Source organism: Ruegeria sp. THAF33 (genome assembly GCF_009363615.1).
Taxonomy (GTDB): Bacteria; Pseudomonadota; Alphaproteobacteria; order Rhodobacterales; family Rhodobacteraceae; genus Ruegeria.
Genome location: NZ_CP045384.1, coordinates 956,521 through 979,678 on the forward strand (window position 1 = coordinate 956,521; position 23,158 = coordinate 979,678).

The following is a 23,158-nucleotide window of genomic DNA, read 5'->3' on the forward strand; positions in this document are numbered from 1 at the left end:
CACGAAATGTCCGAGTTAAGCCGGGAACACGTTGATCGCTTCGAAAGAGCGGAACGTCGTGAAATCGAGAAGCTTCGTGCCGAGTTTGGCAGCGAGTCCATCTCGAAGATGGACAGCATTATCTTACGCGACCTCTTGGCCAACCGAAAAGAGGCGCGCCTGAACGCTCTGCTTGGCCAAACCGAAACCGCCCAGCTTCCCCGGCATCGCGTGCTTGTCTCGCTGCGCAGCGGCAGGGCATCGCCGGATCGCCCGCCCAGTGCGTTCGACCGGCGACAGCGCCGCCGTTCGATCATGCAACACCGACGCCATGGCGAAGACGTGGTGGGCAAAATCGCCAAAAGCTTTGAAGAGCGGGGGATTGAGGTCGAACGGTCGTTTTGGCTGACACACAGTCTGGTTGTTCTGGCCGATGACCAGCGCCTTACGGATATCGCGGGGCGCGCCGATGTCCTAAAGATGGCTCATTGCAAAAACCAGATCCTGATCGACCTGGACAACAGTCGTCCGCTGATCAATGCCGATGTCGTGGAAGCCAGCGGGATCAACGGTGCCGAAGTGGATGTTGCCGTTCTGGATACGGGCGTGGACCAGACACATCCCGAACTTGCCGGAAATTTCGGCACCCAACAGGATTTTACCGGCGAGGGCTTAGGCGACCTGAACGGGCACGGTACGCATTGTGCGGGTGTTGTCGCCAGCAATGGCGCGACGTTCCGTGGTGTCGCCACGGGGGCGGTGATCCACGACTACAAGCTGCTGGATCAGTTTGGCAGCGGGAACGCTCCCAACTGCGTTGCGGCAATCCAACAGGCCGTCGCGGACGGGATGGATGTTCTTTCCAATTCCTGGGGCTTTTCCCACAGAAACGGCAATTGGGTCGATCCGGACGGAACATGCGTTTTATGTGTCGCCGCTGATGCGGCTTCGACCGCCGGGGTGACCTTTGTGGTGGCCGCGGGCAACGAGGGAAATGACAGTTGCGGCACCTATGACACACGCATTCGCTGTCCGGGTATTGCGCAGAGCGTGATTACCGTCGGCGCAAGCGATGACAGCGACAACATGGCCGGTTTCTCCAGTCCCGGACCAACGCCGGATGGACGCGACAAACCGGATGTCACCGCCCCCGGCGTGGATATCGTGGCATCGCGATCGGCGACCGGCAATGATATGAATGGCGGCGCGACGGTGATAGATCCGCTTCATCTCGAGGCCAGCGGCACCTCGATGGCCTGTCCTCATGTCGCCGGGGTCGCGGCGCTGATGTTGCAGCGAAACCCGACACTTCTGCCGGCTGACATCAAGGCAGTTCTCATGGCCACCGCCGTCGATATCGGCGCACCGACCACGCAGCAGGGCGCCGGGCGTGTGGATGCTCGGGCGGCGGTCGGCTCGGTTTGATTTGGATATTTTGGAACGGAGGATACGAACGTGGCAGACTATGAACAGCGGATGCAGCCGGAAGAGGGTGCAAAGGCAGTCGAAAAACTGGCCGAAGATGCTTTGGCGGGTTTCAAGGCGGACGCCAAGAAGGAATATGCTGAACTGGTCAAGCAGTACGAGGGCGCCAGTGCAACGGTTGGTGTTTTTGGTATGGGGTCGGTCGAAGTTTCGGTGATGAGCGGTGAAGTTCTCATCAACCCGAGCCAAAAGCGCAAAGGGAAAGGCCGGGGCGTCGGCGCGATTTCACCGGAAGCACTTGTGGCCATATCCGAAGGCAGGATGACCGTAATGGACGCTTTCCACCGTGGTGAGATTGTCGTTCGCGCCGAGTCCGCAGCATTGCACGAGGGCTACGACAGTTTCATCAGGAACTCCGAAGCGGCGCTCAGGTCGAAGCGTTTGCAGAAGACGCTGGCGCAGTTCCGCAAGATTGCGGATGTCTGACTGGTTGCAAGACGAACAGGTCCGGGCCACGATACCCCAGGTTGAAGCATCCATGTTGGATGCCGTCGCCTCGGACCAGCCGGGATTCGAAGAGATAGCCCACTGGCTTATCGGGGCTGGCGGGAAACGGTTGCGGCCAATTCTTCTGCTGCTTACCGCGCGAAGCCTCACCGACACAGAAGGCCGCAACCGCGCAATTCAGGCGGCGGCGGCTGTCGAAATGATCCATGTGGCGTCGCTCTATCATGACGACGTCATGGACCGGGCCGAACTTCGGCGTGGAGCGGAAAGCGTGAACCGTCGCTGGTCTTCACCCATCGCCAGCTTCGCCGGAACATTCATTCTGGCCCGTGCAATAAACCTGTTGGATTCCATCAGCCCCAAGGCCTCGGAGCTGGCCGGCAAACACTGTGCTGCGCTGTGTCTGGGGCAGTTGCGCGAAGCAGAAAACGCCTACAACGCCGATTGGACCATTGAAGAGCATCTTGAAATGCTCGAGGGCAAGACGGCCGAACTGTTTGTTCTCGCCGCATCGCTGGGGGCGATGTTGGCGGACGTAAGTGATCAGGATCGAGACGCACTGATCACCTATTCAAAGTGCCTCGGCCTTGCATTTCAGCTGCGCGACGATGTTCTGGATTACATTGCAAGCAGCGTGGAGCTTGGAAAAGGGTCCGCCTCTGATCTGCGCGAAGGGGCCTATACGATGCCGGTGCTCCTGTGCCTGGGTCAGAACGGTCAGGCCGCCGATGAATTGCGGGCCAGGTTGAGGTTGGCTGAAATGCAGGATGCAGACGTTTCGCGTGCTGTGGAAATCATTCGCAATTCGGGTGCGGTTGAAGCCACGGAACAGCTGGCGCGGGACAAATCCGAGGCAGCCGTCACGGTCATCTCGGGGCTTGACGATCATGTGCTGCGCGCCTCGCTGGCAAACCTCGCCCGGCTTTCGGTCGAAAGGAGGGCCTGACATGGACGGTTACGGCCCTTTTGCCGAGGATCTGCCGCTTGCGACACCTGCCGAGGCCGCGGCCGAGACATGGGACGCCGTCATTGTCGGTGCGGGGCCCGGCGGCAGCGCTGCCGCCATCGAGCTGACGCGGAGAGGTCGAAAGGTCATTCTGATCGACCGTGAGGATTTCCCTCGGGACAAAAGCTGTGGAGACGGGATCACCCGGTCCGGTATCTCTCAGTTGAAACGCCTCGGCATTCTGCCTGCGCTTACAGATCAACAGGAGGTCGAAGGTGTGCGTGTCCATATGCGCAACAGGGGTCACCGGGATTTTCGATACGAGGGCGAAGACGACTATGGGCTGGTTGTACCCCGTTTGATACTGGATGACTGTCTTTTGCGTCAGGCCCGCGCGGAAGGAGCGGCTTTCTTGCCGAAATGCCGCGCCGACGATCTGGTAACGGATGAAAGCGGGACTGTCACAGGTGTCACCGCTCGGATGCAGGATGGCACGACGGTGGTTCTGACCGGGTACATGGTCATCGCCGCAGACGGGGCCGCGTCTCGATTGGCGAAAGCAGCGGGATTGCGGGAAACACCGGAACAAGGCTATGGCACCGCGCTTCGCGGTTATGTCGATGGCTGCGGAGACACTCCGCCACTGCTGGAAATAATGCTGCCGTTGACTGATGTTACGGACCGGTATTTGTTGCCGTCCTATGGCTGGGCGTTCCCAACGGGGAAGGGAACTGCAAATGTCGGTGTCGGGCTGTTTTGCAGGGCGTTTGATGCCAATGTCAGGACATTGTTCGATCAATTTCTGGACGTGCTCCGCAAGGATTATCCGGAATATTCGGGCATTCAGTTGTCCGGCACGACCTTGGGGGCACCGCTGAGATTCGATTTCGCACCGGAACGCGCCGCCCATTCGGGTCTGTTGCTGGTTGGGGACGCCGCCGGTCTTATCAGCCCGTTTACAGGCGAAGGAATCAGCTTTGCGCTGGAATCCGGTGCGCTTGCGGCGCAAACCACTGATCGATGTCTCCGCACCGGGGCAGGCCCTTGGGTGGCGGCAGACGACTACGCGCTTTTGTTGGGGGATCGCTTTGCCGGGTACTTCACGCTCGGGAACCGCGCAAGCCGCCGATACGAGTTCATCTGGCGCGTGTTGGACGATACGTTCGAAAGCGAAAAGCCGGTCCACAACATGCTGCGCCGCGCCGTTTTGGTGCCTGAAGGCACTGGCGGTGATGTGGAAAGCGCCATGTTGGACGATGTGTCGCCCCTTGTGCGCGTGCCCGAGATGCCGCTTGGGGACGACCTGCGCGATGTGGGCGCACGCCTCAATCACATCGTACGCACCGATTGGCCGTTTCTGACGCGCATGTTCTTCGCGGGCAAGCGGGCTGACATGGTTGCGTTTCGACCTTCGCTGTTGCTTTTGCTGACGTCCTATCTGGGTGATGTTGAGGCAAAACGACGTCGTGCCGCGGCCACGGCGCTGGAGCTTGCGTATCTGGGGTTTCTTGCCCAAAGCGGCATTCGAGGGATCGAGGCTGCGGCCGCAACAGCCGACGCCACGGCCAACTGGGGCGACAAGCTTGGGATACTCACAGGTGATTACCTTTTGGCGAAGGCGCATGAAGTCGGCGCACGGGACTGCCCGGATCTGGTGCCATCAATCCTGAGCGCCATGGCCTCGGCCTGTGAAGGCCGAGTGTCCGAGCTTCGGACTGCATGGCAACCGGATATGGCTGTCGAAAAGCGCATCGCGCAGATGCGGCAATGCATGGCTGCATTCTTCCGACTGCCTTGCGAACTCGGTGCGATGCTTGCCGAACAAAACGATCTGTCAGGTGCCCTTCGCGACTATGGCGAGAATCTTGGCCTGGCTTACCTGCTGAACGAGGATGAACTTGCCCTGGACCGCCCCCCGGGCAGCACCCCATTTGCGTCAGACCTCTCGAGCGGCCTGTTCAGCGTGCCTGTTCTCGAGGCAGCCCAGCGGCAAACGGGGGGCGCGGCAGTCCGTGCTTTCCTCAGTCACCGCGACCCTGCGCGGTTTTTGGCAGAGCTTTCTCCGGCCACGCGCCATATCAAGAGGCGGAAATTGCCTGAAGAATACCGCGATCAGGCAATAGCGGCGCTAAGCCCCTTGCCACGGGGCGGCGTGGCAAAATCGCTTTCGGCGCTTGCAGGTTACGCGGTAAGTCGACAGGTCCCAAAACGCCGCGTGCTGTAAAGGTGTGATCCAGGTTCCGAGGTGTCCCGCTGCCGGTCAAAAGCGCAGTGATCCACGTTGCCTTGCCCCATGCGCCGGAGCTTCATTCAGGGGCAGGGGGTATGTGTGGACAGCTCATGCTTCGGACGGAGGGTTCAGGTTCCAATCCGCTGCCATGAGTATGCCGCCTAGGGCGATTTCCACCCGTGGTTCAATTTGGTTCGATAATGTCGACACAGCGCCTCGTGGATGACTGCCTCTTCCGCGGCGGTTCCCCAGTGAAGGATCCGGTTGATGGACATATGAGCGAGGCTTCCCAGAACGTCGGCCAAGCTGTTTCCCAACCGGCCATCCTGTTCTTCTCGCTGAAGGAGTCCAATATCCGGATAAAGCCTGGCCGCACGTGCGTTCCAGCGCGATGGCCGCGAATGAATGCCTTTGCCTACACCGAGTTCACTCAGAACAACGCATGCACTTTTCCATTCCTTTCCAGTAGCACGACGCGCAATCCGGCGCGACGCCGGGCCGCCCCCGTAGTTTTGTGAACAGCGCTCGGAGATCGCCAGCCGAACACCTGTGGGCAGTTCCAAATCTTCGAACAGGGCATCGATACTGGCGGCTGACGCCATCCAACGTCTGGATCGGCCGATCTTCGGATCGTCGAGCACGTTAAGCGCAGCGATCGAGTCGGCGCCGAATATCCTCTCGCAGGCGCCGAGCCCAAGTTCTCCGCCGTAGCGCGCCGTTTCAGGCAGGTATTCGTCAACAAGAAACCTGTCCACCAATCCACCGGCCGTTTTCTGCAAGTGAACAAGCACCCGGTTCTTCAGAACTCTGTCCTGATCGTTTGAAAACTTGATGCGGAGGCGCAGTTCAAGCTCCGGGTCTGCATATCTTACGAAGAACCAGTTCTCGATCAGGGTGCGTTTCTGCCAAAGCGTCAACCTGTTCGATTGCAGTTTCAGGAACTGTTCCAGCTTTATGGCATCCCCGAAAAGCCGCAGATACAACCATGATCCGGCCTCATCAGTGCCGTGCCCCAGCGGTTGCCATGCGGTCGGGTTGGCATCGTAATCGACAAAGGACGTATAAACGGGCTTTGCTGGGGCATAAACCAGTTCAGAGGCCAATCGACCATGCGGCGAGTCGATCCACCAATCCTCGGGCGCCGGAAGGTACTCGCAGATCGAAAGCGGCCCTTTTTTCAACGTCTTGATCAGGTTGGCAGTGGAAAAGGGGTTGTCCAGATCCCATGGCGTGGCCATGTCGCTGGCCTCATCCGTAGGGGCCACATATCGCGGCAATTCCAGTTTTTGTCGGTTTGCTTCCAGCCAGAATTCCGCTTTGCCTGATCTAATCACCTCTGTCGGGATACAAAGCCGCCACCGTTGCGGCGCAAGGACCACATTTCCAGCACAGACCCTGGGCAGCCGGTTCCGATTGCTTTGCGATTGCCACGACCAGATCACAGACGGTTGCCGCATGTGCGTGGCGATGTCGATGAGCAGAAGATAGACAGCCGGCGCCCCGGGAGGGCTTTGGTGGGCAGCATGCAGCTGTGGAATGACCTCGACGCCTTGGCTGCCCCAGAACAGCCGGAACCGACTGCCATCGTGACGAATCCACAGATCGTGAAGCGGAATCCTCTGTTCGGACGGCAACCCGCTGTCGCCGAGGATCTCGATGACATACCGGGAAAGGCTGGCGCGTCTGAGGATGTTTGATGACCGGGGGTCCGTGGCGCACAGGATGTCTGCTTCGACAATTGTCGAATCCTCTTCACGCTTGGGGCTGTGTTGCATCAACGCGTCTGCGATCAACTGATTTCGCCTTGAGAAACGGCCGAAAATCGCCTTGGGCCCGCCCGGAAAAATTCCTTCGGGATAGGCCGTCCAGACGGGGTTGTGCCCGGAGCTGCGTCCTACCTTGCTCAGAAGAACGCCGTCCTGGATGGCGAAAGGGGCCTGATCCGTGTTGCGGGCATGCAGGATCTCGATATCCTGCGCGCAAAGCACCCACTTGCGCGCGTCCCAATCGGGTTCCAGAGGAAATTCCTGAAGGTTTTGCCTGGGGGCGTCACTTGACGACTCCGTACCTGTAACGAAATCCATTCGCAGCGGCATGCCGAGATATGCAAGCCCGCTTTCGGCATCCACGGCCTGACCCAGCAATACGGCGCGGTCACCGTAACGGTCAAGGAAACGCCGTTCAAATTCCAGAAAACGGTTTGGCTTTGGCACGCGAAAGCCGATCTTTTCCAAAATGTTCCATGCGTCGGTCAGTGCCTGCACCGCGCGCAGTGGAGTTTCCAACGTGCCGACGCAATGCGCATCGACATGCAGAAAATCACCTCTCCAACCCGGGGCGAAAGAGTCAGCTGTTCGCCCCAGTTGCTTTAACGCGATCATCGAAGGGATTTCACGCGCGGCATCAAGAGCATGCCCGAGCGCCGCCAAGCCTCTCTTTTGACGGGCGGTCATATCTCTTTCCAGCCGCTTCAGGGTTCTGGCGGTTGCGTCATGCCCCAGAAGTATTGGGTCTTTCTGTGGAATCAGAGCCTCGGACCGACAGAGATCCGAGATTGTCACGGCAGATTTGAAAGGGCGGTCTTTGAGGGCCGTTTCCAGATCGGAAATCGGGACGGAATCGACATCAAAGATGAACTCTGCCAGATCGGAATCCGCCGCTGCAATGATCTGTTCGTGGTTCCAGGGCCCGTCGAGATCACCGTTGGTTATCCAGTGCAGAACGTCCTGTTCCCACCAGGCCGATGGATTGCATCGCACCCTCGTGCTTTGCGTTTCGGCGAGTCCGGCGGCAATATGAGACAAAAACCCACAGTCCAGATCCATATCCAGATGGTGGTCTGCCACGGTGACGATGTCCTTGCCTGCAACAGGTATTGCCGTGCCCACTGCCGCGAATGCGCCGAACGGCGTCGGGCGAAAACACATTCTGTAAACAAACCGATACAATGTGCCGAGGACTGTGGGGGAGAGGTCTTCGCCTTTCTCGAGTTCCCGCATGACCTTCGAAAAGAAACCGGGTCGTGCAATGAACAGCGACAAGGCAAAGGCCGGATCGCGAATTAAATCTGAAGCACGCTTTTCCAGATCCTTTTTTCGGGTGCTTTTTGTGACTCCACCAAGATCGTGCTGCGGTGAACGCGTACAAACACGAATTCCGAGGAACGGACGAGAGCTGTGCGGTTCCGTATGGGACGGGCAGTGGACATTCTGTTCAACATCCAGCCCCATGAACTTCAGATATCCGAGGTAACCCGCGTCCCGTAGGGCAATCAGTGCCAACAAAACGCCGCTCGACCCGGTCAAAAGATCTGTCGATTGAAACGTCTTCCAGCCTGCGCCGATCGCGGGGAGCCCGTCCGGGCTCAATTCCCGTTCAACGAGGGACAAAAGCCGTTCGGCGTGCTTTTCGATCAGAGGATCGACGTCTGCTTTGGGAAAAAGCGATCGAATGGCAAGGGCCATCACGACAATTCCGGCATCGCCATGGCAAAGCCCGCCATCATTGATACCCGTCTCACGAAAAGGTCTGTCGACGCAGGATACCAGAACCCGCGATGCGACATCGCGTATTTCGTCCTCCATCCCCACCAGCCTCGCCGCCGCGAGCGCGGTGTATATGATGCCAAGGTCGCCATAACACCATGCAAGACGTGACGGTACCTCCCAGGCATGACTGAGCGCTGACATGCAGGGAAAGCAGGATGACAGGCCGCTGTCTGAAAATGCGCCCCGGTGCGAAAGGAGAAACAGGACCGCGTCTTTGAGGTCTTCGATGTGTCGCGGCGTGAACGCGTGCCGCCGACCCAGGCGGGCCAGAGCCAGAACGGCGCCGGGAGAACCATGCGCCAGCCCCATGTTGACGAGGTGCCGCGTTGTTTTCCGGGGGCCGGTCTCGTCTTCCGGAGAGGAAAAAGGTTCTGTCCACGCAAGCCCCCGTTCTGTGCGTGCCGAGTGCCTCCAAAGCTCCGCCGCCAAACGCAGGCACAGCGACTTTCCCCCAAGACGGGCCGTCCGGGATTTCGGTTCGCACAGAAATACGGATATACCCGCAAGACCGGACACGTGATCGAAGTGCCCCATCCAGGGGGCTTCGAGAAGGCGTTGCGCAACCGAACGCAGGGCACGGTCAAGCGCCAGTTGCGCTTCGGGATCGTGTGGATTGGCGTCCAGAGCATGACAGGCCAGCAACCCAAGGCCGGCGCGGCCATCGAACAGAGAAACAGGGGCTCCGCGCAGGTCTCGGTCGCAAGCCCAGATGGTCGCAAGGCGACCTGACGCGGCGGATCGCACGCGATCATCCTTCAGAAACTTGTCTGCCGCCAGCAATGCCAGCGCCTCTCCGGCGACGGCGCTTCCCAGTCCGATTGCATCAGTTCTGATCGGGGCCGCAGCAATCGACCCTGCAATGGACTGTATTGCCGCATCAATCCGCGTTGTCGAAATAGACATGGAACAAAACAATTTTCCCCGCCAAACGGGATTTGTCATTCAGCAGGCGTTTGGATGGCACCCTTTGCTGCTGGCACGGATGCTGCACCAATTCTTGCAGCAATTCTTGGCCCAACTGAACGTGCGGCGCGTCGGAGCGCCGACGCTGCCGGCGTCAACGAAGCCGAAGGCAGGACCGGTGGACGTGGGATTGAAATCAGAAGAATGATTACCCAGCTCGCCCAGGGATTCGATGGATGTCAAAAGCGCGTCCACGCGATGTTCGACGGTTTCCAGCCTGTCTTCCGGGCCTGGTTCCATGACGCGCATCAACTGGTCGAGGCGCTGCTCGATCGCGGTCAGCCTGTCATCGACAGACCGGCATTCCGGATCTGTCTTTTCGCTTTCGGTATAATCGTGTTCTTTGCGATTGTCGTTTTCGTCAGCACTCATTTCTCTCTCCGGAATCTGAGGTGGTCGAATAGTCGACTTGAGACCGCCTGTGGAAAAACGTGTCGTTCAAATATCAACTCCGATGGAATCGGAGCGTCTTTGTAATGAGAGATTTCAATAATATACGAAAATGACCGTTTTGTCATGGAGCCGTCAGAACAGCGCGCGGATACCTTGATGGCATTGCCCGCGATGCATGAGCCGGTTTCAGGCAGGCGAACCGGCGCGGTCCGCCTTGCCGACGGTTCTGTGCGTCAGCCGTTGTCCGCTTCTTTCAGCCCCTCGATCTGCAAATCGAACCCGGCCTGAATATGGGCGGTAAAGGTTTCCAGTGCTTCTGTCACGTCTCCGGTTTCAATCGCGTCGACAAGCGCCTGATGATCACCCAGAGACTGTGAAATGTCGACATTTTCGATGGCGGAAAACAGGTGAAAGGCCATGGCCTTGCCCCAGATCATGTCGAACATGTCCAGTAGGAATTTGTTTCCCGCTTCAACCATGAAGGCGCGGTGAATGCGCCGATTGGCAATGAAATAATCGCGCGTCGTGGGGTTGGTCAGATTTTCCTCACGACGAATCAGCTCGCGCAAACCCTCCAGAACTGCGGGGTCTGCGTGGGCCGCAAGAATCCGGGCGGCCTGACCTTCGATTGCGGCGCGGGCCTGATACAGTTGCCGGACTTCGGCTTGATCCATGCGTGCCAGCCGGAAACCACCGCTTGCGGCGACTTCCAGAACCCCTTCGGTTTCCAGCCGCATTAGGGCTTCGCGAACCGGGGTTCGGCTGATGTTCAGTTCCGCTGCCAGCTTTTCCTGAACCAATCGATCTTCTGCAGAGATTTCGCGGCTCATTATGGCTTCGACCAACTGATCATAAACCTCGTCCGCCAGTCGTCTGCGCTGTGTTTTTATCTGTTTCAGAGCCACTCAGAGCCTCTCTTTCCGTGTTTTGTGAATTCTGTATTCAAAAAAGCATCTGGTGCCAAGGCGAATGGGCTTGCTATTGTCCGTGTACTGTATACAGTATACAGACGCAGTTTAACAGGGAGCTCTTCATGTGTGGAATCGCTGGAAGGATTCTTACCGCACCCGGGCAGGTCGGGGCGGACCTGGTAGACCTGATGGATGCGCAGGAACACCGTGGCGCAGACAGCACCGGGTTTGCAGTTTATGGGCCGCCACGAGACACCGGATATGTTTTACGAGGGATGGGATTTGACAAATCCCGGCAGGATGCTGACCTGAATGCGTTTGAGGCGGTGTTGAAGGATCACAGCTCTGGCTTTCTGTCCGATCCGAAGATCGTAACCGATGAGAACCGGCACTATTGCTTTCGCGCGGAAATCTCGGACCCGACTGATTTGCAGGCCTGGGTGCGGGATGCAGATGAGCTGACGGACCGGTTCGAAGTGCAGTCCTGCGGCCGTAGTCTTGAGATCATCAAGGATATCGGCGGGGCCGAAGCGGTTGCCGATAAGCATGGCGTGCGCGACATGATCGGCACCCATGGTCTTGGCCACGCGCGGCTTGCGACGGAAAGCTCGGTTCTGCCCAACGCTTCACACCCGTTCTGGGCGCGGCCATTTTCGGATGTGGCGATCGTGCATAACGGCCAGATCACCGACTATTTCACTTGGCGCGACAAGTTGAGCCGAAAGGGCTATCGCTTTCTTACCGAGAATGACAGCGAGTTGATTGCGGTCTGGGTCAGTGACCAGATGAAAGCGGGCCTGACGATGGAACAGGCGCTGAAAAAGTCGATTACCTCTATCGACGGGGTATTCACCTACATGATCGCAACGCCGGACGGGATTGGATTTGCCAAGGATCGGTTCGCGATGAAGCCGCTGGTGGTGGTCAATCGCAATGGGGATCTGGCCGCCGCGACCGAAGAACAGGCTGTTCGTCGCGTGATGGCCGAGGAATGCGACGTTATCAACTATGATGGCCCATCGCTGACCGGCATCTGGGGTGTCGGCAACCGGAGCCTGGCAGCATGAGCGAGGTAGCAAGACAGATGGATGAAATCGTCATCGAAGTCGGCAAGCGGCACATTCGTGAGGTGAACCGGGATATCATGGCAGCCTGCGCATCTGGACGGCCGATCCGGGTTGTCGATACGCTGTCGCGACACAATCTGGGCGTGGGCCTTCCGGATAATGTGGACATCACTTTCGAAGGTTCGGTGGGATACTATTGCGGTGGACTGAACACTGGCGCCAACATCTCCATCGAACGCAATTGCGGGTGGGCCGTGGGCGAAGGGATGGCCAAGGGTCACATCACTGTCGGTGGCTATGCGGGCATGTCCTGCGGGGCGGCGATGATTGGCGGCACCATTCATGTCAAAGGTGATGCCGGGCCGCGTGTCGGTGTTGCCATGAAGGGCGGCAACATCGTGGTCGAGGGCAAGATCGGATACCAATCCGGTTTCATGGCGCATGCGGGCCGCATCATTGCGCTGGGCGGTGCGGGTGAATCCTGTGCGGACGCGTTGTGGCAAGGCGAGGTTTGGGTCGCAGGCGAAGTCGACAGTCTGGGTGTGGACGTCTCGGTGATCGAACCCACTGCCGAAGAGGTGGCCGAGGTCGATGCGATCCTAGACCCTCTGGGGCTTGTCGACAGCTCTCGTAACTGGCGCAAAATGGTCTCTGGCCAGCGCCTTTGGTATTTTGAAAGCAGGGACGCAAGCGCATGGCTCATGATCTGAGTAAACCTTATGACTACCCGTTCGAAGTCGCGTCAGAGGAAGAAATACGGTTCCGCGACGCAGGCGCGGTCGATGGGCGACCGGCTGGTGTGCCTTCGTCTTATGATGAAGGGGGATCAACCCGCTGGACGCCCGAAGCGATATCGGAAGTTCACGCTTTGGCGCAGCTTGGGCGGTATCAGGTGCGTGGCTACAACACGTTCAACAAGCAGTTGCCGACATTCGACGATCTGACATTTGTCCCGGCGACGATGACCCGCCTGCCGCTGGAAGGATACCGCGAAAGCTGCGATACGACGACGGTTCTGGGCGGCGGGCGCGGATTGGTGGAACGGCCACTGGAACTGAAAATCCCGATCTATATCGCATCGATGTCTTTCGGCGCGCTCTCGGCCTCGGCCAAGGCGTCGCTTGGTTATGGTGCCTCGAAGGTGGGCACCATGACCTGCACCGGCGAAGGCGGCATGCTGGAAGAGGAGCGCGAAGCCTCCCAACGCCTGCTCTACCAGATGTCGCCCGCCCGCTATGGGGTCGATCTGGATCACCTGCGCCGCGCCGATGCGCTTGAACTGGTGGTCGGGCAGGGGGCCAAACCGGGCACCGGCGGTCTGTTGCTGGGTATGAAGGTCAGCCCGCGGGTCAGCGAAATGCGAACTTTGCCCGAAGGGGTCGATCAGCGATCCACTATCCGGCATCCTGATTTCCTTGGGGCTGACGATCTGGCCGTCAAAATCGAGGAATTGCGCATCGCCACGAACTATCAGGTGCCGATCTTCATCAAGATGGGGGCCACGCGGCCGCGGTTCGACGTGGCCGTGGCTGCAAAGGCGGGCGCGGATGTGGTCGTGGTGGACGGGGCCGAGGGCGGCACCGGTGCGTCACCCGAGTTGCTGCTGAATCACACGGGCATACCGACCATGAGTGCCATACGCGCGGCACGCGAAGCGTTGGATGAGTGCGGGATGAGCGGCAAGGTCTCGCTTGTCGCCGCGGGGGGTATTCGATCAGGTGTGGACGCGGCCAAGTGTCTGGCGCTTGGGGCGGATGCTGTCATGATCGGGAATGCCGCGATGGTCGCGCTGGGATGCAATACTCCCAGATATCTGGACGATTACCAGGCGCTGGGAACATCGCCGGGGGCGTGTCATCACTGCCATACGGGCCGTTGCCCGGTTGGGATCGCAACGCAGGATCCTGACCTTGAGGCGCGAATGAACCCGCATGCAGGTGCAGAGCGCGTCGCGCGGTATCTGACCGCGATGACAATGGAGATCACGGCGCTTGCCAAGGCCTGCGGCAAATCTTCGGTGCACAATCTGGAAACCGAAGATCTGCGCGCGCTCAGCTTTCAGGCCTCGGCCTTTACCGGCGTCAAGATGGCGGGCATCGACCGGGCCTTCGACTGGTGAGGATCGCGCTTCTTGAGTTGACCCTTCATCCATTGCCGCTGCTTGAGGGGCTGCCGCGTACGGCCCAGCAGATCCGCGCATGGCTTGAACCACATCTGCCCGAAGCCCGATTTTCCACGGTGGATGTGGTCGACGGCGAGGCATTGCCTCAGCTCGGGGATTTTGATGGGGTTGTCGTCGGAGGGTCCGAATTCGGCGTCTATGATGACACGGAGTGGATGCGGCCCCTTCGCGATTTCCTGGAGTTGTGCCGGGACCATGCCAAGCCGGTCTTTGGCATCTGCTTTGGTCATCAGATCATGGCGGATGTCTATGGCGGCAAAGCCGAGAAGGCCGAGATCGGCAATGTCGTCGGCGCGCGAGGCTTTGACTATGGCGGGAGCAGCGTTGATGCCTTTGTCTGGCATCAGGATCAGGTCACGCAGGTTCCGCCTTCGGCGCGGGTGACAGGGTCGGCGGATCACTGCCCGGTAGGGGCCTTGGATTATGATTTCCCGGCCCGTTCCGTGCAATTCCACCCCGAATACCGGGCAAGCCATCTGCGTGAATTGTTCGTGCGCGGGCGCGACGTGTTCCTTGCACCGCAAGAGGCGGATGAGGGGCTGGCCTCGATTGAAATGGCACATGTGCCGAAGGATCTGGCCGCCGCGCAGACGGTTGACTTGTTTCGCAAGGCCTGCGGTCGGCCGTAAGACCTGAAAACCCGCTTGATCCTGATCAATTCCGGCTTTGAAACGCTGTGTATACTGTATCCATAACATGGTGGAGGAGGCCGTGAGATGTCGGGATACACAGATTTCTTTCAGAAAATAGCACGGATTGTCAGTACACCTCGGGATGAAAACCTGAGTGACCGAGAGCTTTCGGACCTCGGCTTGTCCCGCGCGGATCTGGCCATGTTGCGATCGGGTGCACCACAGGCACGAGAGCGTATACTCGCCATGGCCGGACAATTCGGACTGACCGAGGCAGACCTGAACGCGCACCCCGAGCTGGGATTGGAACTGGCGGAAAAATGCGGGCACTGCCTTCAGGCCGAAACCTGCCGTGACGCAATTCGGGCGGGCGCGCGTCTTCCCCAGGGCAAATGCCCGAATGCTGGAATTTATCGCGCCCTCCTGGATGGTTAGCGTCCGCTGGGGCTTTCCTTCGGGCTCAGCTTTCTGCGGCCGCTGATCTTGAACCGGTCCGCGGTTCCAAAATCCTTCAGCCCAACGCCTGCTGCAAATTCTGCAAACACCGGGGCGTGTTTGAACAAATGGCCAGAGCATCCGCCCGCGAACAGCACGTTTTCATGCTCAGGGTGCCAGTCGACAATGAAATGTGTATCCGGGGTCAGAATGATCTGGTTGAACTTGGAATCCACAACACGTTGCCCCTCCAAACCCGGAAGCCGGTGGCGGATATAGCTGCGTGTGCGGCCCAGCGTTTCCTGGCGGATCAGCCGTTCATCATTGTCCAGATCGATCTTGTCCGGGATGACGACCGCCGCCTTCACGCCGGATCCTTCGGACGAGGGCAGACCAAATGACCCTTGCCCGTGATCGATCCAACAGGGCATCCGGCTCATGTCGAAATCCTCCGACCCGTCGGGTGTCGAAGTGTAGAGGACATTGACGCCAACCACGGTCGAGATCAGCTTTATCGTTCTGGGAAACATGTCGGCCATCCATGGGCCGGTCGCCATGATGATCAGATCAGCCTCGAGCGGTTTGCCGTCAAGCATCGGACGTTCCGATCCATCCGTGGTGACGCGACCACGTTGTACTTTGCCTCCTGCCTTTCGGAACAGATCCAAACCGGTCAGAACGCATCGATGCGCCATCAGCATTCCGGCTTCGGGTTCGAACAGCGCATATTCGATGTCGGTGACCTTGAACTGAGGGAACCGCGATTCGATATCCGACCGACCGAATTTGTAATAGGGCACCCCGACCCGGTCGAAAGTTTGTGCGGTTGCGTCTTCCCAGTCGCAATGTCCCGCCGTCGCCAGAATCAAGGCGCCGCATTCATACATCAGGTTCTGGCCGCTTTCGGCTTGCAGCTCCAGCCAGCGCAGGCGGCTTTCGCGCGCCCAGCGTGTATAGAACTCGTCCCGCCCGGATATGGCGCGAATCACTCGGTTGTAATCTGTTGAAGATGCACGGGAATGTCCCGGCTCCCACCTGTCGATCAATGTCACGGCCTCGCCGCGCCGTTGCAGTGTAAGCGCTGTCATGACGCCGACTATGCCGCCTCCGACAACGATGACCGAGCTTTTGGACATGGCGCAGATTTTCCTTGTTTCCTGACTGGCTTTGTGAATACTGTATACAGAATACAGCAATTATAAAGCTAAAAACAGGGAGCACGCGCAAATGAGTTCGGGGTTTGATCTGCCCGAGGGCACACATACCGTCATTCTTGGTGTCGGGGATCTCAACGGCATCATGCGTGGCAAGCGCATTCCGGCCAGCCATTGGGATCATGTCTGCAAAAGCGGCAATGCTCTGTCGATTGCGCTGCTGGCGATCGATATGACCTGCGACGTCTGGGATACGCCTTACGTCAATTTCGACAACGGCTATCCCGACATGCATGTCTTTCCGATGACAAAGCCTGTCGCTGTCCCGTGGGAACCGGGCGTGGCCGTCTGTTTTGGCCGTGCTGAGGGCATGGATCACAAACCGGTGCCGATCGATCCGCGTCAAGCTTTGTTGCGGCAGGTGGACCGGGCCCGCGACATGGGGTTCGAGGTGAATGTCGGCACGGAACTGGAATTCTATCTGCTGGACCCGGAAACCGGCCAGCCGCGCGACACGGGCATCCAGGTCTATGGCCTGGGCCGCGCCGCCCGGATGGAACACATCGTTGGCCCGATCCGTCAGCAGATCAACGAATGTGGCATTCCCATCGAACAGTCGAACCCGGAATATGCGGCCGGCCAGATCGAGGTCAACATTCGCTATGGTGAAGCCTTGGCAGCTGCGGATCGTGTCGTTCTGTTCAAATCCCTGATCCGCCAGTTGGGGATCGCGCACGACTATCTGGCGACTTTCATGCCCAAGCCGTTTTTTGATCAATCGGGCAACGGGTTTCATACGCATTACTCGCTGTGGAAAGACGGCAAAAACGCCTTTGCCGACAACGGCAAGATCAACGACACCGGAAAATCCTTCATCGCAGGCTTGCAAAAGCGCATGTGCGAGACGGCGATTTGCGGCAGCGGCACGGTCAACGGATATCGCCGTCGCCAGCCCTATACGTTCTGCCCGATCAACGCGAGCTGGGGCTATGACAACCGGACGGTTGGTATCCGTGTCATCGAAGGCTCGGACAGTGCCGTGCGGGTGGAAAAGCGCGATGCCGGTGCAGACGCCAACCCGTATCTGTTGCTTGCGGCCGAGATTGCCGCCGGGCTTGACGGGATCGAACAGGGGCTGTCCCCTTCGGAGCCGACGACAGGCAACGGGTACGAGGAAGGGATCGGAGACCCAATTCCAACCGATTTGCCAACCGCCATCGATCTGGCGCGCGGATCGGAATGGCTGCGCGATGTCATGGGCGAAATGCAGTGGGAACTGGTCCTGCAACAGGCCGAGCGAGAGCTGGAATTCTTCAATCAACAGGTCACACAGGTCGAGCTGGACCGCTACCTGAGGGCGTTCTGATGCACTTGGGCAAGGTCGCTGGAACTGTCACGGCAACTGCCAAGGATGCCAGGCTGGTCGGAGCAAAGCTGCTGGTGACGGATCTGGTCGACAGCAAGGGCAGCCTGATCGATCCCGCGCGGGTTGCGGTCGATACCTGCGGCGCTGGGGTCGGGGATACGGTGCTGGTTGTCAGCGGGTCTGCCGCCCGCATGGCGGCCGGGCTGTCCACGGCCCCCGTGGACATGGCCATCATCGCGGTGATCGACCGCGTCTCGACGACCTGAATCACACTACGCGAAACATCTATTTTTGGAGGAACAGAAAATGGCGAAACCAGTGGCGGGGCAGATGGCCCTGGGCATGATCGAAACACGCGGCCTGGTCGGCGCGATTGAAGCCGCGGATGCGATGGTCAAGGCAGCCAACGTTGCCATCGTGGGTCAGACCAAAGCTGGCGGCGGGCTGGTGACGACCCTTGTCCGCGGCGAGGTCGGCGCGGTCAAAGCCGCCACCGATGCAGGCGCGACAGCGGCCAACAAGGTGGGCGAGGTGGTCTCGGTTCACGTGATCGCGCGGCCGCATGACGAGCTTGAGGCAATCATCGACGGGCTGGGTGCCGGGTCGTCGGCCTGATCAACCCCTTTGAGGAGGTACCATGTCAGCCGGTTTCGAGGATTTCACGCGCGCGGTGACACGTGGCGCGACACGGGATGCACCCGTTGCCCAAAGGTTTGAGCGCATTGCTGTATTGGGTGGCGGCCCGGATGCCCGTCTTCTGGCAGCGCTGTGTCTGGCCGAAGGGGCTGAGGTTACGCTGTTTTCGGCCTATGGGGCGGAACTGTCATTGCTTGCCCAATCCTCGGGCATCAGCATTCGCGGCGAAGGGCCTGTGGGCACGTATCAGGTGGATCGCGACGGGCCTTCGATCCGCACCACGGCAGAGTTGGATGCAGCAGTGCGGGACGCACAGGCGATCTTTCTGACCGGGCCGATCCACAAACAGCGCACCTATGCGATGGTGCTGGCCGATCATCTGCACGATGGGCAGGTTCTTGTTTTGGCGCCCGGTCGCTCTTTGGGCGCGGTCGAAGCGGTCTGGATGCTGCGAATAGGCGGCTGCATTGCCGACGTTACTCTGGTCGAGGCGCAGGGCCTGCCATACTGGTATCAGGCCGAAGGTGCGGGCCTGACCCTGACGCAGGCGGCACCGATGGCTGCTGCGACATTGCCCCGAGGCCGCGCGGACGTTCTTGAAGCGCTGCAACCCTATCTTTCGAATATCCAGCCGCTGGATTCGGTTCTGGCCTCAGGCTTTGCCGATCTTTCCGCAGCGGTCGAGATTCCGGCGTTGATCCTTAGTGGCGCGGGGCTGGGGTCCGGTGGACCAGAGGTGCCGATGGGCGGGGTGCCGCTGGAAGGCAACCGGACATTCTCTGCGCTCATAGGGCCGGAACAGCATGAGGTGATCCACCGGTTGGCTGGCGAAAGGCGGCAGGTCGCAAAGGCCTTTGGCGTTCGAAACCTGCCCGAGACCGATGACTGGATCGCGACCTATGCCGGCGCCGAGCGGGGGGCGGGCGCGCGTCCGGTCCCGGATCGGCAGGCCGCGCGCCAATTGATGCGCGACGGCGTCTTGGGATCACTGGTGCCCCTTGTTTCCGCCGCAAAGCTTGCAGGTTTGACTGCGCCTCTGACGGAAAGCCTGATCTGCATGACAGATCGCATCCTGGGTGCTGACGTGGCCGCATCCGGGCGCAGGCTGGAAACCATCGGAATTTCCGCAGGCGATGTCGATCAGGCCCGCCGTATCTTTGACACCATTGCCACCGGAGCCTCGTGATGGACGCTGATCTGAAATCCATCGCCGCCGCACGGCGCGCTGCTGAAACGGCTTTCGAAGCCTATCGCGCCTTTCTCGGCACCGACCCGGCACAGGTGGATGCCATCGTCGAAGCCATGGCTCGGGCGATCGAACCTGAAGCCGAACGGTTGGGGCAATTGGCGGTCGAGGAAACCGGGTACGGCAACGTAGCAGACAAGCGGGTCAAGAATCTGTTCAACGCCTTGTCGGTCGCCGATTACCTGCGGGACGTCACGACGCTGGGCCTGTTGTGGCGGGACGATGCGACAAAGATCGCGGCCTTCGGAGAGCCGATGGGTGTGGTCGCGGCGCTTATCCCGGTGACAAATCCGACATCCACGATCATCTACAAGGTTCTGTCTGCGGTGAAGGCGGGAAATGCCGTTGTCTGTGCCCCGCATCCGCGCGGCGTGGAATGCGGGAAGGAGACCGTCCGCATCATGGCGCGCGTTGCCGAACAGATGGGCGCGCCCAACGGGTTGATACAATGCCTGGACGCCGTGACCATTCAGGGCACCGCCGAATTGATGAAGCATCGCCGCACGTCGGTTGTCATGGCGACAGGTGGCCCTGCCATGGTCAAGGCCGCCTATTCCAGCGGCAAACCGACGCTTGCAGTCGGGGCGGGGAACGTGCCGTGTTACGTGCACAAGTCCAAGGCGCGCGATCTGTCCGAAGTTGCCGAGATGATCGTGACGTCAAAAAGCTTCGACTATGGCACGGCCTGTGTCAGTGAGCAGGCCGTGGTCGCCGATCCTGAAATTGCACGCGATCTGCGCCATGAACTGAAACTCAAAGGCGCATATTTCTGCACCCCGGCCGAGGCTGATCGGCTGGCGCGGGTCATCTTCAAGGGTGTTCGGGCAATGGATCCCGAACGCGTCGGCCAAAGCCCTCAGGCGCTGGCCGATGCTGCGGGGTTCTCGATTCCGCCGCGCACGCGCTGTGTGGTGTCGGAAGAAACCGAAGTGGGGTGGCAACGCCCGCTTTCGGCTGAAAAGCTGAACCCGGTGCTGGCCTTTTACGAGGCGAAGTCCACCGATCACGGCATCGAACTGGCGCAATCCATTGCCAAATTCGAAGGTTGGGGACATTCCTCGGTCATCCATTCCGATGATCCCGAGGTGGTCGCTCGGTTTTCCACCGTGCCCACGGGGCGGGTCCTGGTGAATACGCCGGGGATCATGGGCGGCATGGGGTATTCCACCGACCTTGAACCATCCTTCATGCTGGGTACCGGTACGTGGTCGGGGTCGATCACCTCGGACAATGTCACCGCCCTGCATCTCATCAACATCAAGCGGGTCGCGTATGAAAGCAGACCCTGGCGCGACATTTACGAGGAGTATGGCGCATGAGCGAGATCACGATCCGGGCGCTGATGCAGATCGACAACCTGCAACCGAAATTCGCCGCCTACAACGGCGCGACGGTGCAAGGGTCAGTGCCTTTGTCCGGTGACACCGTGCTGATCGGAGAGTTCGCGCCGGGCAATGGCGTGTTCTCGCTGATCGACCGGGCGCTCAAGGCGTCTTCGGTCGAAGCGACGACGCAGATGGTCGAGCGCGAATTCGGCTTCTTCATCCTCCGCTCACCTTCAAACGCCGAAGTATCCGCTGCACGGGACGCGATGCTGGCCGAACTTGGGGCTTCCATGACAGACCGGTTGAAGCCTGCCATCAGTTCCACGCAAATCATCACAAGTGTCGAACCCTATCAGGCGCAGCTTTTGAACAAATGGCGCAAGGGCGCGTTGATCGTGCCGGGGCAGACGTTGGGGATCGTGGAATGTGCGCCGGCCGCCTATATCTCGATTGCCGCGAACGAGGCCGAAAAGGCCGCCGAGATTGACATCGTCGAGGTGCGTGCGGTGGGGCGGTTTGGTCGCTTGTTCATCTCGGGGTCTGAAAATTCGGTCAAAACCGCCGTCGAGGCCGCGACGCGTGCAATCGAGGCGGTGGACGGACAGGACGGCTGATGGCGACCCCTCGCGTCATAGGCTCGGATGCGGTCGAGGATGCGCGCCGCCGGGGCAGGATCGTGTTCGAGGTTTTGCCGGGTGACATCGTGACGGCCCTTGCGCGCGAAACCGCAGAGCGTGTTGGTATCGCCTTGGTGGATGGCCCGCTGGAGCGACCGAAACCGCCGCGTACGGATGGTGCTGTTTCCATGCGCCGGGTGCTGTACCGCCGTTCACCCAAATGGGTTGCCCCTTCGCGTGTGCCGCGCAAAGCCCGCAGGCTGGGCAAACTTGCCTTGATCGGGGCAGGGGGTGTTGGCGGCAATGTCGCGCATCTGGCGGCGATGGCGGACATGGCGGATGAAATCGCGCTGATCGACATCACTCCGGGATTGGCGGCTTCGACTGCGCTGGATCTCAATCATACGTCCGGGATCACCGGTGCGCGGGCCCGATGTGTCGGTGGCGAAGCGATGGATCTGGTGGCCGGGGCGGATGTGGTCGTCGTCACGGCCGGACGAGCCCGCCGTCCGGGCATGACACGTGCCGATCTGATCGATGTGAATGCCCGCGTGATCCGTCAGTCAGCCGAAGCGATCCGGTCAGCCGCGCCAAATGCCATCGTGATCGTGGTGACCAACCCGCTGGACGAAATGACGGTCGAGATGCTGCGTGCAACAGGTTTCCCCCGCGAACAGGTTTTGGGTATGGCAGGAACTTTGGACAGCAGCCGGTTTCGCAACGCGCTGGCGATGGCCGCGGGTGTCACGCCTGCGGACGTCGAAGCCTTCACGCTTGGCAGCCATGGGGACGAAATGGCCCCGATCCCCAGCCGTGCCAGGATCAAAGGCCGTCCGCTGGATGTATTTCTGTCCCGCGAACAGATCGAAGCCTGTGTTCAGGATGCGATCACCGGGGGCGGTCAGGTGGTTGCGCTTCGGAAGTCAGGCTCTGCAACGATAGCTCCGGCTCATGCCTCGATCGAATTGATTGATCATATTCGGGGCGCGCGCGCGGGCCCGGTTCCGGTTTCGGTCATGCTGCACGGGGAATACGGCATCGACGGTGTCGTGCTGGGCGTGCCAGCTCATCTTGGTGCAGGCGGATTGGTTGAGGTCGAGGAGCTACGGCTGACCGCCGAAGAAAACGCGGCATTGCAAAACGCGGCCGAAGCGATCCGGGTGAGGCTGGGCCTGTGACCCTGCGTTTTTGGAAATCCGGCGGACGGTTTGAAGAGGTGGCCTCGTACTCTCGGGCCAAGCGCATCGGCCCCTTTGTCTGGGTTGCCGGGACAACGGCCATCGAGCCGACGGGCCGCATCCACGCGCCCGGGGACGTTGGTGCGCAGACCTTTTACATCCTGTCTCGCATCGAGGGCGCACTGAAAGAGGTTGGCGCCGAACTGCGACATGTGGGGCGGGTGCGCGCCTATCTGACCGATCTGTCCCAAGCGGGCGCGTTCGCGCGGGCGCATGGCGACGTTTTCAAGGGGATCGATCCGGTTCTGACGGCTGTTCAGGCTGGGCTGACACAGCCGGGGCTGATGGTGGAAATCGACGTGGATGCCGTGATCCACGATGAAAACGGCGAAATCAACGGATTCTGAACATGAGTCTT

Annotated in this window: 21 protein-coding genes; 17 read left to right on the forward strand and 4 right to left on the reverse strand. The window is 59.9% G+C overall.

The annotated features are described in order from the left end of the window. Positions 1-6: 6 nt before the first annotated feature. Genes FIU92_RS04850 through FIU92_RS04865 form a run of 4 tightly spaced genes read left to right on the forward strand, consistent with a single transcriptional unit; the run spans position 7 to position 5,081 of the window. A complete protein-coding gene (locus FIU92_RS04850) occupies positions 7-1,404 on the forward strand; it encodes a S8 family serine peptidase (RefSeq protein ID WP_152457483.1) in 1,398 nt (465 codons plus the stop codon). Between the two features lie 30 nt (positions 1,405-1,434). Continuing rightward, positions 1,435-1,890, forward strand: coding sequence for a hypothetical protein (locus tag FIU92_RS04855; RefSeq protein ID WP_152457484.1), 456 nt, complete (start codon positions 1,435-1,437; stop codon positions 1,888-1,890). Next, a complete protein-coding gene (locus tag FIU92_RS04860) occupies positions 1,883-2,857 on the forward strand; it encodes a polyprenyl synthetase family protein (protein WP_152457485.1) in 975 nt (324 codons plus the stop codon). The genes FIU92_RS04855 and FIU92_RS04860 overlap by 8 nt, the downstream gene beginning before the upstream one ends. A 1-nt stretch (position 2,858) precedes the next feature. Beyond that, on the forward strand, positions 2,859-5,081 hold the full coding sequence (locus tag FIU92_RS04865; RefSeq protein WP_172978468.1) for a geranylgeranyl reductase family protein: 2,223 nt from the start codon (positions 2,859-2,861) through the stop codon (positions 5,079-5,081). 167 nt (positions 5,082-5,248) lie between these two features. Here FIU92_RS04865 and FIU92_RS04870 read toward each other — a convergent pair whose 3' ends face one another. From FIU92_RS04870 to FIU92_RS04880, 3 genes are all read right to left on the reverse strand, one after another. After that, positions 5,249-9,538: a thiopeptide-type bacteriocin biosynthesis protein gene (locus FIU92_RS04870; RefSeq protein ID WP_172978469.1), complete on the reverse strand. Its 4,290-nt coding sequence runs from the start codon at positions 9,536-9,538 to the stop codon at positions 5,249-5,251. A 39-nt stretch (positions 9,539-9,577) separates the two neighbouring features. Beyond that, positions 9,578-9,970 carry a hypothetical protein gene (locus FIU92_RS04875; protein ID WP_152457488.1) on the reverse strand — a complete coding sequence of 131 codons (393 nt, stop codon included), beginning with the start codon at positions 9,968-9,970 and terminating at the stop codon, positions 9,578-9,580. A 254-nt stretch (positions 9,971-10,224) separates the two neighbouring features. Then, a complete protein-coding gene (locus tag FIU92_RS04880) occupies positions 10,225-10,896 on the reverse strand; it encodes a GntR family transcriptional regulator (protein ID WP_152457489.1) in 672 nt (223 codons plus the stop codon). 128 nt (positions 10,897-11,024) lie between these two features. Between FIU92_RS04880 and FIU92_RS04885 the strand changes: the two genes are divergently transcribed. From FIU92_RS04885 to FIU92_RS04905, 5 genes are all read left to right on the forward strand, one after another. Next, the gene (locus FIU92_RS04885) at positions 11,025-11,969 is read left to right on the forward strand and encodes a glutamine amidotransferase (RefSeq protein ID WP_152457490.1); all 945 of its coding nucleotides are present in this window, start codon (positions 11,025-11,027) and stop codon (positions 11,967-11,969) included. Beyond that, positions 11,966-12,679: a glutamate synthase gene (locus FIU92_RS04890; RefSeq protein WP_152457491.1), complete on the forward strand. Its 714-nt coding sequence runs from the start codon at positions 11,966-11,968 to the stop codon at positions 12,677-12,679. Before FIU92_RS04885 ends, FIU92_RS04890 begins: the two co-directional genes overlap by 4 nt. Beyond that, positions 12,664-14,088 carry an FMN-binding glutamate synthase family protein gene (locus tag FIU92_RS04895; RefSeq protein WP_152457492.1) on the forward strand — a complete coding sequence of 475 codons (1,425 nt, stop codon included), beginning with the start codon at positions 12,664-12,666 and terminating at the stop codon, positions 14,086-14,088. The genes FIU92_RS04890 and FIU92_RS04895 overlap by 16 nt, the downstream gene beginning before the upstream one ends. Further along, positions 14,085-14,780 carry a type 1 glutamine amidotransferase gene (locus FIU92_RS04900; RefSeq protein ID WP_172978470.1) on the forward strand — a complete coding sequence of 232 codons (696 nt, stop codon included), beginning with the start codon at positions 14,085-14,087 and terminating at the stop codon, positions 14,778-14,780. Before FIU92_RS04895 ends, FIU92_RS04900 begins: the two co-directional genes overlap by 4 nt. Positions 14,781-14,867: 87 nt before the next feature. After that, entirely contained in the window at positions 14,868-15,218 is a 351-nt protein-coding gene (locus tag FIU92_RS04905) for a DUF1127 domain-containing protein (RefSeq protein WP_152457494.1), read from the forward strand. Here the strand turns inward: FIU92_RS04905 and FIU92_RS04910 are convergent. Continuing rightward, positions 15,215-16,354: an FAD-dependent oxidoreductase gene (locus FIU92_RS04910; protein ID WP_152457495.1), complete on the reverse strand. Its 1,140-nt coding sequence runs from the start codon at positions 16,352-16,354 to the stop codon at positions 15,215-15,217. The two genes, FIU92_RS04905 and FIU92_RS04910, sit on opposite strands and share 4 nt — an antisense overlap. A 91-nt stretch (positions 16,355-16,445) precedes the next feature. Between FIU92_RS04910 and FIU92_RS04915 the strand changes: the two genes are divergently transcribed. Genes FIU92_RS04915 through FIU92_RS04950 form a run of 8 tightly spaced genes read left to right on the forward strand, consistent with a single transcriptional unit; the run spans position 16,446 to position 23,147 of the window. Then, a complete protein-coding gene (locus FIU92_RS04915; protein WP_152457496.1) occupies positions 16,446-17,738 on the forward strand; it encodes a glutamine synthetase family protein in 1,293 nt (430 codons plus the stop codon). Continuing rightward, positions 17,738-18,004, forward strand: coding sequence for a EutN/CcmL family microcompartment protein (locus FIU92_RS04920; protein WP_152457497.1), 267 nt, complete (start codon positions 17,738-17,740; stop codon positions 18,002-18,004). The genes FIU92_RS04915 and FIU92_RS04920 overlap by 1 nt, the downstream gene beginning before the upstream one ends. 40 nt (positions 18,005-18,044) lie before the next feature. After that, positions 18,045-18,353, forward strand: coding sequence for a BMC domain-containing protein (locus FIU92_RS04925; RefSeq protein ID WP_152457498.1), 309 nt, complete (start codon positions 18,045-18,047; stop codon positions 18,351-18,353). A 22-nt stretch (positions 18,354-18,375) separates the two neighbouring features. Further along, a complete protein-coding gene (locus FIU92_RS04930) occupies positions 18,376-19,560 on the forward strand; it encodes a hypothetical protein (protein WP_152457499.1) in 1,185 nt (394 codons plus the stop codon). After that, the gene (locus tag FIU92_RS04935) at positions 19,560-20,939 is read left to right on the forward strand and encodes an aldehyde dehydrogenase family protein (protein ID WP_152457500.1); all 1,380 of its coding nucleotides are present in this window, start codon (positions 19,560-19,562) and stop codon (positions 20,937-20,939) included. Before FIU92_RS04930 ends, FIU92_RS04935 begins: the two co-directional genes overlap by 1 nt. Continuing rightward, positions 20,936-21,559 (forward strand): BMC domain-containing protein, encoded by a 624-nt coding sequence (locus tag FIU92_RS04940; protein ID WP_152457501.1) that lies wholly within the window; start codon positions 20,936-20,938, stop codon positions 21,557-21,559. The genes FIU92_RS04935 and FIU92_RS04940 overlap by 4 nt, the downstream gene beginning before the upstream one ends. Next, entirely contained in the window at positions 21,559-22,740 is a 1,182-nt protein-coding gene (locus FIU92_RS04945) for a malate dehydrogenase (RefSeq protein ID WP_152457502.1), read from the forward strand. The genes FIU92_RS04940 and FIU92_RS04945 overlap by 1 nt, the downstream gene beginning before the upstream one ends. Further along, positions 22,737-23,147, forward strand: coding sequence for a Rid family hydrolase (locus tag FIU92_RS04950; protein WP_152457503.1), 411 nt, complete (start codon positions 22,737-22,739; stop codon positions 23,145-23,147). The genes FIU92_RS04945 and FIU92_RS04950 overlap by 4 nt, the downstream gene beginning before the upstream one ends. Positions 23,148-23,158 lie beyond the last annotated feature (11 nt).

What these genes read in the sequence shown, in the direction of transcription:
- FIU92_RS04915 (WP_152457496.1), top strand. Translation starts at nt 16,446, where the DNA reads ATGAGTTCGGGGTTTGATCTGCCCGAGGGCACACATACCGTCATTCTT.
- FIU92_RS04870 (WP_172978469.1), bottom strand. Translation starts at nt 9,538, where the DNA reads ATGTCTATTTCGACAACGCGGATTGATGCGGCAATACAGTCCATTGCA.
- FIU92_RS04935 (WP_152457500.1), top strand. Translation starts at nt 19,560, where the DNA reads ATGGACGCTGATCTGAAATCCATCGCCGCCGCACGGCGCGCTGCTGAA.
- FIU92_RS04920 (WP_152457497.1), top strand. Translation starts at nt 17,738, where the DNA reads ATGCACTTGGGCAAGGTCGCTGGAACTGTCACGGCAACTGCCAAGGAT.
- FIU92_RS04925 (WP_152457498.1), top strand. Translation starts at nt 18,045, where the DNA reads ATGGCGAAACCAGTGGCGGGGCAGATGGCCCTGGGCATGATCGAAACA.
- FIU92_RS04940 (WP_152457501.1), top strand. Translation starts at nt 20,936, where the DNA reads ATGAGCGAGATCACGATCCGGGCGCTGATGCAGATCGACAACCTGCAA.
- FIU92_RS04895 (WP_152457492.1), top strand. Translation starts at nt 12,664, where the DNA reads ATGGCTCATGATCTGAGTAAACCTTATGACTACCCGTTCGAAGTCGCG.
- FIU92_RS04850 (WP_152457483.1), top strand. Translation starts at nt 7, where the DNA reads ATGTCCGAGTTAAGCCGGGAACACGTTGATCGCTTCGAAAGAGCGGAA.
- FIU92_RS04875 (WP_152457488.1), bottom strand. Translation starts at nt 9,970, where the DNA reads ATGAGTGCTGACGAAAACGACAATCGCAAAGAACACGATTATACCGAA.
- FIU92_RS04885 (WP_152457490.1), top strand. Translation starts at nt 11,025, where the DNA reads ATGTGTGGAATCGCTGGAAGGATTCTTACCGCACCCGGGCAGGTCGGG.
- FIU92_RS04905 (WP_152457494.1), top strand. Translation starts at nt 14,868, where the DNA reads ATGTCGGGATACACAGATTTCTTTCAGAAAATAGCACGGATTGTCAGT.
- FIU92_RS04860 (WP_152457485.1), top strand. Translation starts at nt 1,883, where the DNA reads ATGTCTGACTGGTTGCAAGACGAACAGGTCCGGGCCACGATACCCCAG.
- FIU92_RS04930 (WP_152457499.1), top strand. Translation starts at nt 18,376, where the DNA reads ATGTCAGCCGGTTTCGAGGATTTCACGCGCGCGGTGACACGTGGCGCG.
- FIU92_RS04865 (WP_172978468.1), top strand. Translation starts at nt 2,859, where the DNA reads ATGGACGGTTACGGCCCTTTTGCCGAGGATCTGCCGCTTGCGACACCT.
- FIU92_RS04945 (WP_152457502.1), top strand. Translation starts at nt 21,559, where the DNA reads ATGGCGACCCCTCGCGTCATAGGCTCGGATGCGGTCGAGGATGCGCGC.
- FIU92_RS04910 (WP_152457495.1), bottom strand. Translation starts at nt 16,354, where the DNA reads ATGTCCAAAAGCTCGGTCATCGTTGTCGGAGGCGGCATAGTCGGCGTC.
- FIU92_RS04890 (WP_152457491.1), top strand. Translation starts at nt 11,966, where the DNA reads ATGAGCGAGGTAGCAAGACAGATGGATGAAATCGTCATCGAAGTCGGC.